Raw genomic sequence first — 17,887 nt, 5'->3', positions numbered from 1 at the left:
AAACAAAGGATCGCAATAAAAATGCTTTTTTGTGCTCTTTTGTGTTGTCTTGTTGTTACGTTTGGTTAAAAGTGTGTTCAAACTTCAGCCAAAAGAAGATGAGCTGGCTACTTCTAGATGACTGCAAATTATGAATTTATCGATAAGACAGGAGAGCTAACTATGTTATACGTCAGACTATCGCATAACACACCCATAAATAATATTAGATACCACCTGTCCCATAACACCCTATTTCAGTGGATTATATGCTATTTGTCAGATAATAAATCGAAATAACGAGTTATTAGACACTCTGCCTCATAAAAACCTCATTTCTACCCCAATTTCGACAACTTACTGAAGAAAGATCGAGGAAAATAATAGAACAGATTGAGTAGGTGAGTCAAAAACGGCTACCGATTAGCGATTAAATTAATCGATTTTGCTCACTCATTCAGTTCATTGGAATTGGCTGGTGAGAAAACCAGGAGAAGCCTGAAAAGGCTCTAAAATTTTTCACAGCTTTATTACTATGCGTGGATCACTCTGTCTGGTTTGGGCGTAGCTTTTCCCAATGGTGTCGTAAAGCATGATGCTCTCTACCTGCCGAATACTCAACACAGTACAGGACACCTCCATTAGATAGGTGCAAACGCTCAATTTCTTGCGCGCAAGATTGTGGGAATTGGCATGGTATTTTGTTGCGGCCTCTTTCCCTTTCCACCTACAATCGACGGCGTAGAACTGCTTGCGATCGCTCATGTGTCAGTTATTGGGGATGAACTGTAATGGGCCAACGGATATTTGTTTCTCCTTTGAAGGGTTCTGCGCCCGAGGTGGCAAAACGGACGATCATAAAGATGGGTGGGGAATTGCCTTTTTTGAAGGAGCAGCCTGTCGAGTTTTTCTAGATGACAAGCCTTCTGCCACCTCTGCCATTGCAAAACTGATTCGGGAATACCCGATTAAGTCCACCAATGTTGTCGCTCATATTCGCAAAGCCACCATTGGTCCAGTGGGCTTAGAAAATTGTCATCCTTTTACGCGGGAACTGTGGGGGCGACATTGGGTATTTGCTCATAATGGGGACCTACCCACTCTGAAATCTGGAAGTTTAGGCACCTATCGCTCCGTGGGCCAAACGGATAGTGAACGAGCCTTCTGCTTGATTATGAATCAGCTCAGAGATAAATTTCCCCAGCAACAACCGCCCATGGAGGAGCTGTTCCCTGTGCTGCAAGAGATGACCCAGGCCATTGCCAGTCATGGGATTTTCAACTATTTGCTCTCAGATGGAAAACACCTGTTTGTGCACTGTTCCACCAAACTTTGCTATATCGTTCGTCAGTCTCCCTTTGCGGCAGCACACCTAATTGATGAAGATTTGACGGTTGATTTTCAGGAGTTGGCAACACCTTGCGATCGCGTCGCCATTATCGCCACCACTTGTCTAACGGATAACGAAACCTGGACTACCATCCAACCCGGTGAACTGCTTGTCTTTCAGGATGGGTTACCGCTGATTTTTCAAGATGATTGGGCTTGTAAAGTCAGTCGTTATTGAGGGGAAAACACCAAGCGTATTGCTGAGATCAACTGATTAAAACCAGAGAGTGTAATAGGTTGGCGGTGCTCCACACATAAGACAGCAGGTTGAAACGGCAGTTGCCTTAGCCATTGTCCCAAGGAGAAATTAGGCGGGCTTGAATTGGGGCCTTTCAGTTGAAGCTCTTCTGTGGGAAAAGGCCAGTTGGATAAGAAGGCTTCCAGGTCGTAGCCACTATCCAGGAGATGTCCGGTATCCAGCAGAGTGGTGAATACCTCGGGTTCTGCTAAGGTTTCCACGAGCTGACCGATTCGGTAGGGTTCGGTCATCGCTGTACACCGTCGCGGACTTAATGGCTCAATCATAATTTTGATGCCGAGGGTTTTGGCTTGAGCGGCACAACGACTGAAAAAGTCTAAGCAGTGCTCAAAGGGGGAATCAACCACAGCAGTGCCAAATCCACAAACGGTCACGATTCGGGGGGCTTGGAGTTGAGCTGCAACTTCCAATGTCTGGTAGACATGATGAAGGGCTTGCTGCCGATGCCGGGCATTTGTATGGAGAGGATGAACGTCATGCATGGCATAGGCTTGGACGGCTGCGATCGGGATATTTCTTTTAAGATAAGGGGCCAGATCTAAGTTGCCGTGGTTGGCAATCTCTAAAGCGAGATGCTGTTCAGCTGCAAGCTGTAACCGTTCGCCTAAGGATGGAGCAGGCAGAGAGCTTTCGTTATAAGCCAAGATGGGCGGCATAAGAGTTAATGTTGCAAGCAGGCATGTCAAACATAGCTAAGTTTCGAGTACTTCCTCAAAGTCAACTCTCGGAGCAAGACTTTGATGATTACCCGGTATGGTCAGAACATTATGACTGGGAGGAAATTGCAGACTTGGAGCGCTGGGGACTGGATCGAGAAAAAGTGCTTCATTTATTGGAAAAAAATTCGCCTGGAAATGAACACTGCGTGTACACGTTACTTGAGTACAACCCTTTCCCAGACCGTATGAGAATCTTCATCCGAGCAACCATTACAACCAATAATGGCTTAGAGCTTAAGGGTTTTATTATGAATGAGGACGCATTCTGTTTAACCCTCTTTTACCGAGAAGAAGAGTTTATTTTTAGCCGAAACCCACTTTTTGAACTAGAGAATCAGCGAACAGCAGAACAGCTCCAATCAGTCATAGGTACATCAACAAGTCTCTTTCCTGTTCGATATAAGACAGAGTTCAAGTCTGCTCAAGGTTCTCTGATTGCTGGAGAGTTTATGTATGGTCTTAAGAAGGTGTGAAACTCCAGTTCAACGGGAATAAATGACTAGGGGAAATGATTCGGGATGTCAGCAGTATGAGAGCTGAATCGCTATTTGAATATGACTGGGTTACCTTTGGCCTGGGCGACATTCGTCCAACAAAACCAACGTACTCATCGTCTGCCTATGATCTGCTGCCTCCGATTCCTAAACTTGCTCCAGACTGCGCTTGGCTACCTCCACTCCATCCAACTATTGACGCAGAGATGGAGGATTATCGCTTAGATGAGAAAGCGAAATACGAATACGCTAGGCAACTAAAAACAATAGAAAGGGAGGCTATTTCCCTTGGGATCGAATTGCCTAGTACATTTCTCACTTTGGCTCGGTCATTTGAATTTCAAGAGCGTATTCCTTCTTGCACAGCTTGTTACTTTGACTTACCAGAAAGAATTATTGAAAGTCCCTTTCGGCAAGGAGACTTCATTCTTAGATTTTTAAATGATCAGCAAGTTTGCGTCTGTTGGTATATCTATCTCCCAACGAATGCACCACATTTCGTTATTTCTTCTTCGGCTGATTATGATGAACCGTTTCTAGACTCAATTGACTTTGAGGCTTCTCCAAAATTAGTTCAGAACTGTATGGAATCGACTTCAATCGCAGCCAAATCTTTTGACGAATTTATATATCGGTTTTGGATCGAAAACGTGATTTGGTTCAAGCTGAACGAAAAAATACCGATGCTGGAATTAGAACTTGACTACATTCGCCATATTGCACCTGATTACACCGACCCAAATGGCAGATAACGCATGGATGAACTGCAGTCCGTTTTGTGGTTGCTCTGGCACATCGAATATAACCAGTCCCAACTCAGTTCCCCGAATTGTTATTTGACATTAATTCTGAAAGACCAAAAATTATCCTGAAATGTACAAGAGCCCTTTAGATGAGGCTGGCAAAGGCAACGGTAGATTCGGGATGTTTTGCGTTAAGATTTAATACGCAGAGCACAACATCTGATTGCCCCTCTCCTTCTTCACAGACACCTGCCTTCATTGACTGTAGAGAGGGAACCTTAAGTATTCCAAGGATTCCGGCATTATCCGATACATCTGCGTTAGGCGGATTATCCTTTGGTTACATAAGATACATTTTCTCCCGATTGCTTTGTGCACTACTGGGATTGAAGGCGATCCGCTGAACTTTTTGGGCTGCATCTTGAGATAGCGCAGCCATTTTTTCACCCCTATATTCTGAACCCGATCATGACTCACACCATGAATGCGCTTAATTCCTCCTCCGCTTCCATTTTTCCTGGGCAGCCTTGGCTCGTAGAGGAACGGGATGCCTGTGGGGTGGGATTTATTGCTAGTCCCCAAGCCAATCATGATCTGATTCAGCAAGCCTTAACCGGGCTGACCTGTCTGGAGCATCGGGGTGGATGTAGTGCCGACCGAGATTCGGGGGATGGAGCCGGAATTCTAACGGCCGTTCCTTGGCAGCTCTTTCAGCAATGGTGGTCTACCCAAGATCAGTCCCTACCAGATGCAGAACAGGTGGGGGTTGGGATGGTGTTCTTGCCCACGGATGCAGAGGCATTGGCCCAATGTAAACAGATTGTGGAAGAAGTTGCGATCTCAGCCCAATTCCAGGTCCTCGGATGGCGACCTGTACCCATCAAGCCCGACCTGTTGGGAGAACAAGCCCGAGCCAACCAGCCTGACATTGAGCAAGTCTTTCTAGCCTCGCCCAACCTAAGAGGGGATGAACTAGAACGTCAGCTCTATTTAGTCCGTAAGCAGATCGAAAAAGCCGTATCTGAAACAGGGGCAGACTGGGCACCCGAGTTTTACTTCTGTTCTCTGTCCCATCGCACCATTATTTATAAAGGGATGGTGCGCTCCGAAATCTTGGGAGCCTTCTATGAGGATTTGCAAAACCCCGACTATCTGAGTTCCTTCGCCATTTACCATCGTCGATTTAGCACCAATACCTTACCGAAGTGGCCCCTGGCTCAGCCCATGCGTTTTTTGGGCCACAACGGCGAAATTAATACGTTGCTCGGCAATATCAAATGGATGGCGGCTCGGCAATCGGCCCTGAGTCACCCCCATTGGCAAGACCGTTTTGAAGAGTTGCGTCCCCTGGTCAATCCGAATGCCAGCGATTCAGCCAATTTAGATAAAACTTTGGAGCTACTGGTACAGTCCGGGCGCAGCCCCCAGGAAGCGCTGATGATGCTGGTGCCAGAAGCCTATCGTAACCAGCCTGCCCTGGCAGATCACCCGGAAATCGTTGATTTCTATGAGTACTATAGTGGCCTTCAGGAAGCCTGGGATGGTCCAGCTCTATTGGCCTTTAGCGATGGCAAAGTGGTGGGAGCCGCCTTAGATCGCAATGGATTGCGGCCCGCTCGCTACTGTACCACCCAGGATGGCACCGTTTACGTTTCCTCTGAAGCGGGAGCGATTCCGATTCCAGAATCCGAGATTGTCACCAAAGGACGTTTAGGACCGGGACATATGATTGCGGTGGATTTAGCCACCCACCAGGTGCAAACCAATTGGGAGATTAAGGCTCAAATTGCCGCCGAACATCCCTATGGAGACTGGTTGCGATCGCACCGTCAACCCCTGACAGAACAGCCTTTTCCTGAGGGCCCCCAGTCCGAGCCTCAGACCTGCTTTCAGCAGCAGATGGCCTATGGTTTTTCCCTCGAAGATGTGGAAATGGTGGTGCAGGCCATGGCCAAGGATGGCAAGGAACCCACCTTCTGTATGGGGGATGATATTCCCCTGTCGATTTTGTCGTCCCGGCCCCATGTGCTCTACGACTACTTTAAGCAGCGCTTTGCCCAAGTCACTAACCCTGCCATTGACCCCCTACGGGAAAAACTGGTGATGTCTCTGGTGACGCTGCTGGGGCGTCGCCGCAATTTGCTAGACCATGATCCAGAAGCCGCCCGCTTGATTAAGCTCAATTCTCCGGTGATCAATGAAACAGAGCTGGGGGCGATTCGAGGCTCAGACTTTGGGGTGCAAACCCTCTCCACCTTATTCCCCCTCAGTAATGGCCCAGAAGGCTTAGCCACTGCCGTCCAGTCCCTCTGTAAACAGGCCACCGCTGCCGTCCAATCGGGGCAGCAGATATTAGTGATTAGCGATCGCCAGACGCCCACGGGAGAGACCACCTGGCTCAATGCCGACTATAGCTATATCCCGCCATTGCTAGCGGTGGGGGCCATCCACCAGCATTTGGTCAAACAAGAAATTCGCCTGCAGGCTTCACTGGTTGTGGAAACGGCTCAGTGCTGGAGTACCCATCACTTTGCCTGTTTGATTGGGTTTGGGGCAGCGGCTATTTGTCCCTACTTGGCCCTAGAATCCGTGCGTCACTGGTGGTCCGATGAGCGCACCCAAAAGCTGATGACGCGGGGCAAAATTCCAGCCATGACCATTGGCGGTGCCCAAAGTAACTATCGCAAAGCCGTGGAAGCAGGCTTACTCAAGATTCTCTCTAAGATGGGGATTTCCCTGATTTCTAGCTATCAGGGCGCTCAGATTTTTGAGGGCATTGGCATTGGCCCAGAACTTCTAGAGCTGGGGTTCGCAGGCACCACCTCTCGGGTGGGAGGACTGACCATTGCTGAACTGGCTCAAGAGACGATGGCTTTTCACCAGAAAGCCTTCCCCGAATTGGATCTGAAAAAGCTAGAAAACTTTGGCTTTATCCAGTTTCGTCCGGGGGGTGAATACCATATGAACAACCCGGATATGTCCAAGGCCTTGCATAAAGCCGTGGCTGATAAAGACCATGACCACTACCAGGTTTATAAGCAGCAGCTCCTGAGTCGGCCCGTGACGGCCCTACGGGATTTACTGGATTTTAAGAGCGATCGCACCGCCATACCCCTTACGGAAGTGGAGTCGGTGGAAGCCATCGTCAAGCGTTTCTGCACAGGCGGCATGTCCCTAGGGGCCTTGTCTCGGGAAGCCCATGAAGTCTTGGCGATTGCCATGAACCGAATGGGAGCCAAATCCAATTCTGGCGAAGGCGGCGAGGATACGGTGCGGTTTAAGGTGCTCTCTGATGTAGATGCCAACGGTAAGTCGGCCGTACTGCCCCATTTACAAGGACTTCGCAATGGCGATACGGCTAGCTCCGGGATTAAACAGGTGGCATCGGGACGGTTTGGGGTCACCCCGGAATACCTGATGAATGCTCAGCAAATTGAAATTAAGTTGGCCCAAGGCGCAAAACCTGGTGAAGGGGGACAGTTGCCAGGTAAAAAAGTCAGCCCCTATATTGCCATGCTGCGCCGCTCCAAGCCTGGAGTTACGCTGATTTCTCCTCCACCTCACCACGATATTTACTCCATTGAAGATCTGGCTCAGCTGATTTTCGATCTGCATCAGATCAATCCCCAAGCCAAAGTCTCTGTCAAACTAGTGGCAGAAATTGGTATTGGCACAATTGCCGCTGGAGTGGCGAAAGCCAATGCCGATGTGATTCAAATTTCTGGTCATGATGGTGGCACCGGAGCCTCCCCTTTGAGTTCGATTAAACATGCAGGCAGCCCCTGGGAACTGGGGCTAACGGAAGTGCATCGAGCTTTGATGGTGAATCAACTGCGAGATCGCGTTATTCTCCGGGCCGATGGTGGCCTAAAAACCGGATGGGACGTGCTGATGGCGGCCCTAATGGGGGCTGAGGAATACGGCTTTGGCTCCATTGCCATGATTGCTGAAGGCTGTATTATGGCCCGCATCTGCCATACCAATAACTGTCCCGTAGGGGTTGCCACCCAGCAAGAAAAGCTGCGCCAGCGATTTACGGGTATCCCCGAGCATGTGGTTAACTTTTTCTACTTTATTGCCGAAGAAGTGCGCTCTCTGCTGGCTCACCTGGGATATCACTCCCTCAATGAAGTGATTGGTCGAGCCGATCTGTTGCAGGTGCGAGAGGATGCTCAACTCACCAAAACCTCGCAGCTTAATCTCGATTGTCTGACCCACCTTCCCGACACCCGCACGGATCGGAGCTGGTTGGATCATGGCCCAGTTCATAGCAATGGTCCGGTCTTAGATGATGAGTTGCTTCAGAATGCTGAGATTCAGGAGGCGATTCAAAATCAAACGACTGTGGCCAAAACCGTGAGGGTTGTGAATACAGATCGAAGTGTGGGGGCGCGGATTGCGGGTGCGATCTCAAAACAATACGGCAATACCGGATTTACCGGGCAACTTAACCTCACCTTTGAAGGCAGTGCGGGCCAAAGCTTTGGGGCCTTTACCTTACCTAACATGATCCTCAACCTAGTGGGAGAAGCCAATGACTATGTGGGCAAGGGCATGCATGGCGGTGAAATTACCATCAAACCTTCACCAGAAGCCACCTATGCTGCGGCGGACAACGTGATTATTGGTAACACCTGTCTCTATGGCGCCACCGGAGGCACCCTCTACGCCAACGGTAAAGCGGGCGAACGATTTGCCGTGCGCAATTCCCAAGGTCAAGCCGTGATTGAAGGGGCAGGCGATCACTGCTGTGAATATATGACGGGTGGTGTCGTGGTTGTCCTTGGAGAGACAGGGCGTAATGTGGGTGCGGGTATGACAGGCGGACTGGCCTACTTCTTAGATGAAGATGGCAGTTTTCCCACTAAGGTCAACCCAGAGATTGTTCAAATTCAGCGAGTCAATACGGAAGCGGGTGCCCAACAGTTAAAGGCTTTAATCCAAACCCATGTAGACCATACAGGTAGTCCCAAAGGTCAAGACATCTTAGATCACTGGTCAGAATATCTGCTGCAGTTCTGGCAGGTGGTTCCCCCTTCAGAGGCAGAGCGGGCAGAAGTCAGCGAAGGGGCGACGGAAAAGATGTTGACGTCTGCCTAAGCGTAATACTCAGCAATATCTCAGGTGGGTTCACGGTTTATTGGGTAAAATAATTCCCAATTCATTACGTGCGCGACCCATTCCTATGGCTAAGTCCAGCTTATCTCGGGTGTCGTTGACGGCGTTGGAACAGGATGAGGTTGGGAACAAGGGACAACGCACCCGGCTAGGTGCTCAAAAGTCATTGTCTTGGTTATTGGTGGGGTGTATCGCTCTCCCCATTAAATTGCCGTTTCCGGTCCCTTTTGAATGTAAAACGCCCCGACAAACGCCGACCATTCGTCGACAGCCCCGACGGCGAAAGTCAGTCCCTCGTCCTGCCCCAGAACCTGTCTTAGAAGCGCCTGAGCCGATTCCTTCTCAGAAAACGAGGCGCGATTCAACAGCTGTTGCTCAAAGCAATTTATCCCAGCTGATTTATACAGAAGTGAATGATATTCGCCAGTCCTATGGTCTACAGCCCCTCCAGTGGAATGGAGATGTTGCTAAAGTGGCTCGCAGACATAGCCAAAATATGGCAGCCAACAACTTCTTTAGCCATGCTGATCCCCAAGGCAATACGGCATTGGAACGCTTATTGAATGCCGGGGTTCGGTTCAATCTGGTGGCCGAAAATTTGGCTTTGAATGAAAATGCGCCAGATCCAGTGGCCCAGGCGATTATGGGATGGTGGGATAGCCCTGGCCATCGACGGAATATGCTACGGGCGGAAGTCACAGAAACGGGGGTAGGCGTTATCCGCCAGGGGGAGGAATATTTCTTTACACAGGTCTTTATTCGCCAACCTTAAATGATTAAAAGAGTCTAGATATCAGGCTTTGAGAGGCTTCTATTAAGTAACATTGTTTGAAGTTTCCTCTCATTTTTGTCGAAGTGGCAAATGCGCTGCTGTAAACTAAAACACGTTATAGGATCCTTGACTATACAGTTGTCTTTGAAAAGCACCCGGCGCTAACAGACGCCATTTATTTTTTGGAGCTCTTATTCAATGTCTCACACAGTCAAAATTTATGACACTTGCATCGGATGCACCCAATGTGTCCGTGCCTGCCCAACCGATGTTCTCGAAATGGTCCCTTGGGATGGATGTAAGGCGGGTCAAATTGCCTCATCTCCCCGCACAGAAGACTGTGTGGGCTGTAAGCGTTGCGAAACGGCTTGCCCCACCGACTTCCTGAGCATTCGGGTTTATTTAGGTGCAGAAACAACGCGCAGCATGGGCTTGGCTTACTAAGCGTCTTCGCTTTCATCGTAAATCTTGAGTCAATTTTGCTGTGTTGCATTTTTAAAAAGAGGGAGCCTTGGCTTCCTCTTTTCGTGTTTTAGCTATGGATTTGACGGCGGATGATATGAGCCAATCAAAGACGATTTGGGTAAATGAACAGCTCGATCCGGCTGGATTAATGTATGCCTGTATTGCCTGTTGCGATGCCCAACATGCCCAAGACTGTCACACCTCTTTTCAAGACAATTTGACGGAGCATCAAAAGCAAGCCGGATGGGTGGCCCGGTTGAGAACTGTGGAGTCCTGGGATGATGTGCCTGCCTGCGCCCTGAAACTCAGCTAAGATGTCTGAAGTGTCGGGTCGCGCATAGGCAAAAAGCATGGAAAACGGTCGAAACCGTGAAGATAGGGCTACCAAAATTTCCCAAACTCTAGCGGCAGAGTTGGAGAATGGTCATTCAGCGCCGATGCGAGAACGACCGCTGACATCAGACCCAAACCCTGAACAGACAGATGCGGCATGGTCGATTGAGGAAAGCGAAAAGCTCTACCGCATTCGGGGCTGGGGAGAACCCTATTTTTCCGTTAATGCAGCGGGCCATGTAACCGTATCGCCCAAGGCTGATCGAGGGGGCTCTTTAGACCTCTATGAGCTGGTCCAGTCCCTGCAGCAGCGAGATATCCATGCCCCTTTGCTGATCCGATTTTCAGACATTTTGGCGGATCGAATTGAGCGATTAAACGCTTGTTTCGCCAAAGCGATCGCACGCTACAGCTATCCCGGCCGCTACCGAGGCGTTTTTCCCGTTAAATGTAATCAACAGCGTCATCTTGTAGAAGACTTGGTCCGTTTTGGGCAGCCCCACCAGTTTGGATTAGAGGCGGGTTCCAAACCAGAATTACTGATTGCCATTGCCTCCCTCAAAACCTCTGGTGCGTTGCTGATCTGCAATGGCTATAAAGATTTGGAATATGTCGAAACCGCTATGCTGGCCCAGCGTTTGGGCCATCAGGCGATTATTGTGATTGAACAACTCGAAGAAGTGGAGCTGGTGATCGAAGCTAGCCGTCGGCTCCAGATTCAGCCGATTTTGGGTGTTCGTGCCAAGCTCAGCGCCAAAGGGATTGGCCGATGGGGGACGAGTGCGGGGGACCGCGCTAAATTTGGCCTCAACATTCCAGAAGTTGTAGCCGCTGTCGAGCATCTGCGGGCCGCGAATCTACTGAACTCTTTGCAGCTGCTTCATTTCCATATTGGTTCTCAAATCTCAGCCATTAGCGTCATCAAAGATGCCCTGCGAGAAGCCAGTCAAATCTATGTAGAGCTGGCCCGATTGGGGGCCAATATGAAGTTCTTAGATGTGGGTGGTGGCTTGGGGGTTGATTACGACGGGTCTAAAAGTAACTCGGCGGCGTCTAAAAACTACAATATGCAGAATTACGCCAATGATGTCGTGGCTGAGGTGAAGGAAGCTTGCGCGGAAGCAGATATCCCTGTGCCTACCCTAGTGAGTGAAAGTGGACGGGCGATTGCTTCTCACCAGTCTGTCCTGATTATGAATGTACTGGGCAGTAGCGACACCCTCAACCTCACCCCAGAACCCGCTCAGGCCGACGAACATCTGATTATTCGGAATCTCTGGGAAACCTATCAAACTATTGATACCGAGAACTATCAAGAAGCCTATCATGATGCTCTCCAGTTCAAGGAAGAAGCGGTTAGCCTGTTTGGGTTTGGCTATCTGAGCCTGGAAGGGCGGGCTAGGGTCGAGCGACTCTGTGGGGCCTGTTGTCAGAGAATACTTGCGATCGCACGAAAAGACGATGATGTGGCTGTCGACTTAGAAGATCTTGAACGCCGAATGGCGTCGCTTTATTACACGAATCTGTCGGTGTTTCAATCTGCCCCTGATACCTGGGCCATTGATCAGCTGTTCCCGATTATGCCGATTCACCGCTTAGAAGAAGAACCCACCCAAAGGGGAACCCTCGTCGATCTCACCTGCGATAGTGATGGCAAAATCGATCAATTTATCTATTCTCGTGATACCAAACCTATTCTGGAGCTACATACCTTAAAGCCCAACGAACCCTATTATTTGGGGATGTTTCTGAACGGTGCCTATCAAGAAGTCATGGGTAATCTGCATAATTTATTTGGCGATACCAATGTCGTCCATATTGATTTGACTCCGATGGGGTATCACATTGCCCATGTGGTTAAGGGGGACACAATTACCGAGGTGCTGGAATATGTCCAATATGACGCCGATGATCTGATAGAAGAAATTCGCAAACAGTCTGAGGTGGCATTGCAAGAACAGCACATCACATTACCAGAAGCCCAGCTGCTCCTCAAAAATTATGAGCGTAGTCTCAGAAGCTATACCTACCTCAAATCCTGACAATAATTCCTACACTTGATGATGAGTATTTTGTCTTTGCTTGAGTTGGTAATAGGGACTCAACTACAAAAAAACTCTCCTCCACAGACATATGGAGGAGAGGTCATTATTCCAAAGAAAGAACGAATTAACTTAGTTCATCACAGCAACTTCTGGTTGAGCTGTAGCATTTGCTTTGGAGAGATGTTTCATCATGTATTCAATGGTTTGTGAATTGACCCAGCCATGATTCACTAGAATTTCTCCTAATCGCTTGTTAGAGATTTTCTGCTCTTGTATGGCTTCATCAACTTGTGCTGAGGTTAGTAATCCTGCTTCAACTAGATTGTTCCCCAGCTGAGTACAGGCGTTTAACGCAGGATGATCGACTAGCGTGTTGTTGACTTGGTTGAGTAAGAACTGGATGGTCCGCTCTTTCACCCAACCGCGCTTTTGAATAACCTCACCTAAACGAGCGGTTGCTTGCCTTTCTTGGTCTTCTAAGGCTACTTCTAGCTGTTCTGAAGTTAGCAGTCCCGCTTCAAGGAGATGTGCTCCGATGCCTTGAGAGTGTGTTAGTTGCTCAGTCATAAATTTCAACAGCGGTTGGATATGAACGTCTTCTTTCCATTCACTCGCTAAATCTTCGATAACATGATGTTCTGCTATGAGTGTATTTTTGTGAAATCGACGAATAACAGGATGGATGAACTCACTTTGAGAAGAATTAAAAGCATCCTCTTTATGGACTCGATCAATAGCAAATGGATCTGTAATATCAGCAACATTCTGGCCAAACTCTAGGGAAACTGTATAGTAGTGTTCATGTCTACCTAGGTAACCCTCATGAATGTAATCTTTGGTTAATTCGTCAAAATATTGAACTTCTTGACTATCATCAGAAACCGTAATTAAGTCGCACATGAAGTCCGTTTGCTGCCATAAGCTGGAACTGGTGTTGACGCGATCGATAATAAAATCTGTTATTGCTTGTGGAGATAGAGGAATTTTACGAGATGGCAGAGGTGCATGGTGGTGCTTGTGTTCAAATATTCGATGGAGTGTACGGATGTTATAGCGAAAACCATGAATAAAACCAGACTGTTTCTTCTTAAAATCTCTCATGTGCATCAAAATGCCAGCAAAGTAGAGATCTTGAATGTTAGTTGATTCCCATTCACTAGTCTGAGCTGGATAACGATTATTAATTGTTAGAGCTGGCTTACATGTTACATCAAAGATTGAATCATCAAAACGGAAACCTGTACAAAGAATGATTCGATCATAAACTAGCTCTTCACTTTCTCCATTCGCATGAGAATATTTGACATTCACAACATATTCATTTCTATTCTTCCTAATACCCAGAATTTCAGCATCAAGGATGGCATTCTGTGATTTAAGTTGATATGTGTCGAGGAAATTATTGTTTACAGCTCGCAAATGGCCCACATACTTTGTCTTCCATGCCATAGTTACTGGACTTGGACTACAAATATGTATAGTAACAGCTGTATCAATCAAATTATCGGCTGTCTCAAAGGCAGAATTACCTTTGCCAATAATCAAAACTCGCTGATTTTCAAAATCCTCTGGATTAACTGATACATCAGTATATTTCTCAGCTAGTTCAATACCACTGATTTCTGGAATATATAACTTAGGACATCCAGTAGCAATAACTAAGTATTTGCAAGAGTAAGTATTACCATAAGAATCCAATAGAACAAAGCCTTGATTTTTGGATATTTTCTCAACTGTCACTCCATACTTAATATTCAACGAGAATTCTTTGGCATAATCGTTGAAATATTCAACTAAATTATCAGCTGAAGGGAAGTATTTTTTGCTATAATCTGTGAAATTCTTGGAATAATCTTGAGTAAGAAGTGAATTCCAATCCCACCGAAGATTGATTTCTGGATCACTATAGCCAGTGTTTCTTTTATTAATTGAAATTAGTTTTCTATGCCTGGGATAATCTTTAAAGAAAGTACCAGGGGAGTCTCCGGATTCTAGAATAGTATAGTCTCGGTTAGAATTTTCTAAAAAATAGCCTAATTGCAATCCAGCTGGTCCAGCACCAATAATTATATACTCATAGTCATAGCTCTGTGAACAATATGAGTTTAGAGGAAAAGAATTATCTTGATATTTTATAGCATATTGAAAGAAAGATTCTGTTAAATCAGAAAAAAGATTAAAAATCTGATTGACAATAGTCGCTAGCTCTTCTTTTCTTTTTTGTGGAATAAATATTTTATTTATATAATCATCAGTTTCAGGCATAAAAGCACTATGACTCTCTTCAGCCTTTAGATGATGTTCTCCAAAATATCTACACTTAATACTTTTAGTTTTATATAATTCTTCTGCAACTTTACTTATTTCTGAGAAGAAAACACTAGAAGTTGCTTCCATAGCTTCAAGAACAACAAGTTTCTGAATAGAATCAGCATCATAAATAAATCGATATAACTGATATGAGATCCAGCGTGCTGATTTTGTTTCTTCACTCCAAAGAAACTTTAAAGTACTATTGAAATTTATATTAAAATCATAACCTAAAGCCTGAATATCTTCTAAAAACCAATTCCAATGATTATGTTCTTCTGCAGTGTGTTGATTAATAATTTCTTGTATTTTGTCTGAGGTAGGATGCTGCTGCAGTACATACTTATTTAAATCTCCAAAGCTCATCACAAAAGGAGATATACATGGAGCAAATGCTAGTCTTTTAACTGGATTAATACTTTGATTACGTAAGAAACGGAATAAGTTTAATTCACTAAAATTTGAACGATTATTTTCAATTAGCTCAAGAATCTCTTTCATGAAATCTCTCAGTTATTTTGATATTGCAGATTATCTGACTGATTTAGTTTTAGGAAACTATCAATATTGATAGAAAAATTAGCTTATAGAAAACATATGATAGTATATGTTTTCTATAAGAAATAATTTATGTGTTTTACTATTAGCTATCATCCGCAAATTCACCTAATTCACGTATATCTATATCGACACATATCCGCATATATACTGATAAAAATAATATATATGTTAAGAAATATGTATTTTTTTGCTTAAAAAGCATATTAATGCTAGTAAATTCGTATTAATTGCTACAAAATACTCAATCTCTAAATATTAGGGGGTGATATTTAGTTGATTGCTATATGAAATCAAAAATTTTCTCTTATCAGTAAGATTTTTATCTATATCATTAAAAAGATTGACACCAAAAAAGTTTTAGATTCGCAAATCTAGAGCTTTGAATTTTTCTAACATGGTGCCATAAGGGATATACTTTCTTTCTTCCAAGTGAAGGCTTAACGATTCTGCACTGAAAATACAGAAGTTATCTGTGGATTATGGAATATGTCACCTTTGCAGATTGATGTGAAAAAGTTCAGGATACATGTGTTGCCTAACAGTCTCCATCCATTCCCAAACAGCAGTTCAACTCAAAAACTAGGACACCCATCTTCACAATTACTTTATGAGGAAAGCGACACAGCAAGCTTGTAGACGCTGGAAGGGGTTGAGATGACTGAACGTCAGCAAATTCAGACTTATGTCAACTCAGAATTCGGTCATTCTTTTTCCACAAAGTGACTGGTATGGCTTCAGACCACAACCAACAACTGAAAAATGCCTTGGGTGAGCTAGCTCTCTGACGACTCAGCAAGCAGAGCATCTAGCCGTTTCGTCCTATCGTCAAACCAACACTCCTTGAAAAAAGGATATTTATGTTTTAAGTGCCAATCTCTCCTAAGAGGCTGTTTGAGAAGTTTCAAGCTTCTTCAGTCAGCCTTCGAACCATGAGTCGAATCATCGCTACATATACGAGCGCTTCAGCTGTTCTGGTCAGCACCTCATAATCTTTATTAAGACGTCGAGACCACAGTAACCACCCAAACGTCCGTTCTACAATCCATCGTTTGGGAATAACCTGAAACCCCGCTAGATTATCTGAGCGTTTGATCACTTCCAAGACATATTGAAAACGGTCCATTACCCACTTCATAAAAGCTTGTCCTTGATAGCCAGCATCGGCCCATATCCGAACTAGACGGGACAAACTCGCACCTTGGCGTCGAGCTTTCCAAAACAGTATTTTGGCCCCTCGTTGGTCAGAGATATTGGCAGCAGTGACTATCACCATCAGAACCAGTCCTAAAGTATCAACGAGCACATGACGTTTACGCCCCTTAATCTGTTTTCCACCATCAAACCCAATCGAGTGACACCGAGGATTACCAACTTTGACTGATTGAGCATCACAGATAGCAGCACGGGGACTCGGATGACGGTCTTCACTCACCCGCTCTTGCATGCGTAGATGTTCATTGATGTGGACCCAAGTCCCATCATCACGCCACCTTCGAAAATAGCTATAGACCGTTGACCAACAGGGAAAATCATGAGGTAGCTGTCTCCATTGACAACCCGTAACCACGAGATACAAAATGGCATTGAGAACACTGCGCATATCAGTGGTGCGAGGTCTACCTCCAGGTTTAGCAGCAGGAATCAAAGGTTCAAGTAATTCCCATTGGAGGGTGGTGAGGTCGCTATCATATGCTGTAGGCATTGCTCTCAAAGTCCTGTCCAATGTTTGTGTATTGACAGATTAGTACCTTGAGAGCTTTACTCACTTCTCAAACAGCCTCTAAGCCCCAAAAGCCCAAGATGTGGTGTTCTTAACGACAGGCAGTTTTGCCTTCAGTATTCTCAATCAACGCTTGAGTTAGCTCGTTGGTATATTTACTAACGCTACCCCTGTGCATCAAACCATTATCTTTAGCAAGACTCAGTGTTACCCAACAGTTGCCTATACGCAACTCCTACGATTAAACGTGCTTTTGCTTTTTATATCCAAGGGCCATAACTCATCAGTATTAGTGCCGCCAGTCACAACATCCTGCACTTCTTGGTTGTGTTTCTTTTGGGTTTTATGGCCAATAGAACAGACCACGCTCACCCAGGGCCTAAAAGCTTAACCTGTAATACGAGACAACCCTCGCTGACTAATCCCTCTAGCAAGGTTTAAGGAAGCACCTGGAATCTTATTACGATAATCGAGGGTTGCTAAGGTCTCACTGAGGGTATTTTAAAAAGTTCAAGCAACAATAGTGTTATCTGCTTTTATTGATCTTGCCTTGTTTGGGTCCTAGGATAACAACATAGAAGGCATTGCATTAGTGAAAAGGACAACTCAACTTCCTATAGGTTAAGCATATCCACTCTTTTTTGATGCACGACCAACAATCGTTTCGCGCTTCTAGTTGCGCTTGGCATCGTTTGAATCATTTCATGGCAAAACGTCCTGTGAGGTCTAGGGCATACCTTAATCGTTAAGGTTTTCAATATTTCGAAGTATCTTTCAAGCCATGTTGAAATCTGCTATTCATTCGGGGTTGAGATAGATAAATAAAAAACTTAATTTGCTAGAATATTAGCTAGTATTTTTAATTCTAATAAAAATACCTTAAGCAACTTTTTTAATGCAAATATTAGCATTTTCTGGTCTTAATATACAATAAAATAATAATATGATTTCACTACAATTTATAAGAAAAACTCGATCGC

Annotated in this window: 11 protein-coding genes; 8 read left to right on the top strand and 3 right to left on the bottom strand. The window is 45.6% G+C overall.

The genetic code is table 11. The annotated features are described in order from the left end of the window. The first annotated feature begins 742 nt into the window (after positions 1-742). Positions 743-1,546 carry a class II glutamine amidotransferase gene (locus tag AM1_RS07445; protein WP_012162206.1) on the top strand — a complete coding sequence of 268 codons (804 nt, stop codon included), beginning with the start codon at positions 743-745 and terminating at the stop codon, positions 1,544-1,546. Here the strand turns inward: AM1_RS07445 and AM1_RS07440 are convergent. Further along, positions 1,540-2,283 carry a sugar phosphate isomerase/epimerase family protein gene (locus AM1_RS07440; RefSeq protein ID WP_012162205.1) on the bottom strand — a complete coding sequence of 248 codons (744 nt, stop codon included), beginning with the start codon at positions 2,281-2,283 and terminating at the stop codon, positions 1,540-1,542. The genes AM1_RS07445 and AM1_RS07440 overlap by 7 nt on opposite strands. A 23-nt stretch (positions 2,284-2,306) precedes the next feature. On the opposite strand from AM1_RS07440, the gene AM1_RS07435 reads away from it, so the two are divergent. From AM1_RS07435 to speA, 7 genes are all read left to right on the top strand, one after another. Continuing rightward, the gene (locus AM1_RS07435; RefSeq protein WP_148215693.1) at positions 2,307-2,819 is read left to right on the top strand and encodes a hypothetical protein; all 513 of its coding nucleotides are present in this window, start codon (positions 2,307-2,309) and stop codon (positions 2,817-2,819) included. 35 nt (positions 2,820-2,854) lie between these two features. Next, positions 2,855-3,592 carry a hypothetical protein gene (locus AM1_RS07430; RefSeq protein WP_010475938.1) on the top strand — a complete coding sequence of 246 codons (738 nt, stop codon included), beginning with the start codon at positions 2,855-2,857 and terminating at the stop codon, positions 3,590-3,592. 459 nt (positions 3,593-4,051) lie between these two features. Next, positions 4,052-8,683 carry a glutamate synthase large subunit gene (gltB, locus tag AM1_RS07425; protein WP_012162201.1) on the top strand — a complete coding sequence of 1,544 codons (4,632 nt, stop codon included), beginning with the start codon at positions 4,052-4,054 and terminating at the stop codon, positions 8,681-8,683. Positions 8,684-8,768: 85 nt separating this feature from the next. Further along, on the top strand, positions 8,769-9,473 hold the full coding sequence (locus tag AM1_RS07420) for a CAP domain-containing protein (protein ID WP_012162200.1): 705 nt from the start codon (positions 8,769-8,771) through the stop codon (positions 9,471-9,473). A gap of 198 nt (positions 9,474-9,671) precedes the next feature. Next, positions 9,672-9,917 carry a photosystem I iron-sulfur center protein PsaC gene (psaC, locus tag AM1_RS07415; protein ID WP_009556083.1) on the top strand — a complete coding sequence of 82 codons (246 nt, stop codon included), beginning with the start codon at positions 9,672-9,674 and terminating at the stop codon, positions 9,915-9,917. Between the two features lie 115 nt (positions 9,918-10,032). Beyond that, on the top strand, positions 10,033-10,251 hold the full coding sequence (locus AM1_RS07410) for a hypothetical protein (RefSeq protein ID WP_012162199.1): 219 nt from the start codon (positions 10,033-10,035) through the stop codon (positions 10,249-10,251). A gap of 124 nt (positions 10,252-10,375) precedes the next feature. After that, the gene (speA, locus tag AM1_RS07405; RefSeq protein WP_238549268.1) at positions 10,376-12,313 is read left to right on the top strand and encodes a biosynthetic arginine decarboxylase; all 1,938 of its coding nucleotides are present in this window, start codon (positions 10,376-10,378) and stop codon (positions 12,311-12,313) included. Between the two features lie 132 nt (positions 12,314-12,445). On the opposite strand, the gene AM1_RS07400 is transcribed toward speA, so the two are convergent. Both AM1_RS07400 and AM1_RS07395 read right to left on the bottom strand, forming a co-directional pair. Then, positions 12,446-15,127 carry an NAD(P)-binding domain-containing protein gene (locus AM1_RS07400; RefSeq protein WP_012162197.1) on the bottom strand — a complete coding sequence of 894 codons (2,682 nt, stop codon included), beginning with the start codon at positions 15,125-15,127 and terminating at the stop codon, positions 12,446-12,448. Between the two features lie 961 nt (positions 15,128-16,088). Next, entirely contained in the window at positions 16,089-16,889 is an 801-nt protein-coding gene (locus AM1_RS07395) for an IS5 family transposase (protein ID WP_012162196.1), read from the bottom strand. Between the last annotated feature and the right edge of the window lie 998 nt (positions 16,890-17,887).

Source organism: Acaryochloris marina MBIC11017, assembly GCF_000018105.1.
GTDB lineage: Bacteria > Cyanobacteriota > Cyanobacteriia > Thermosynechococcales > Thermosynechococcaceae > Acaryochloris > Acaryochloris marina.
This window is presented reverse-complemented; position numbering and strand designations above follow the sequence as displayed.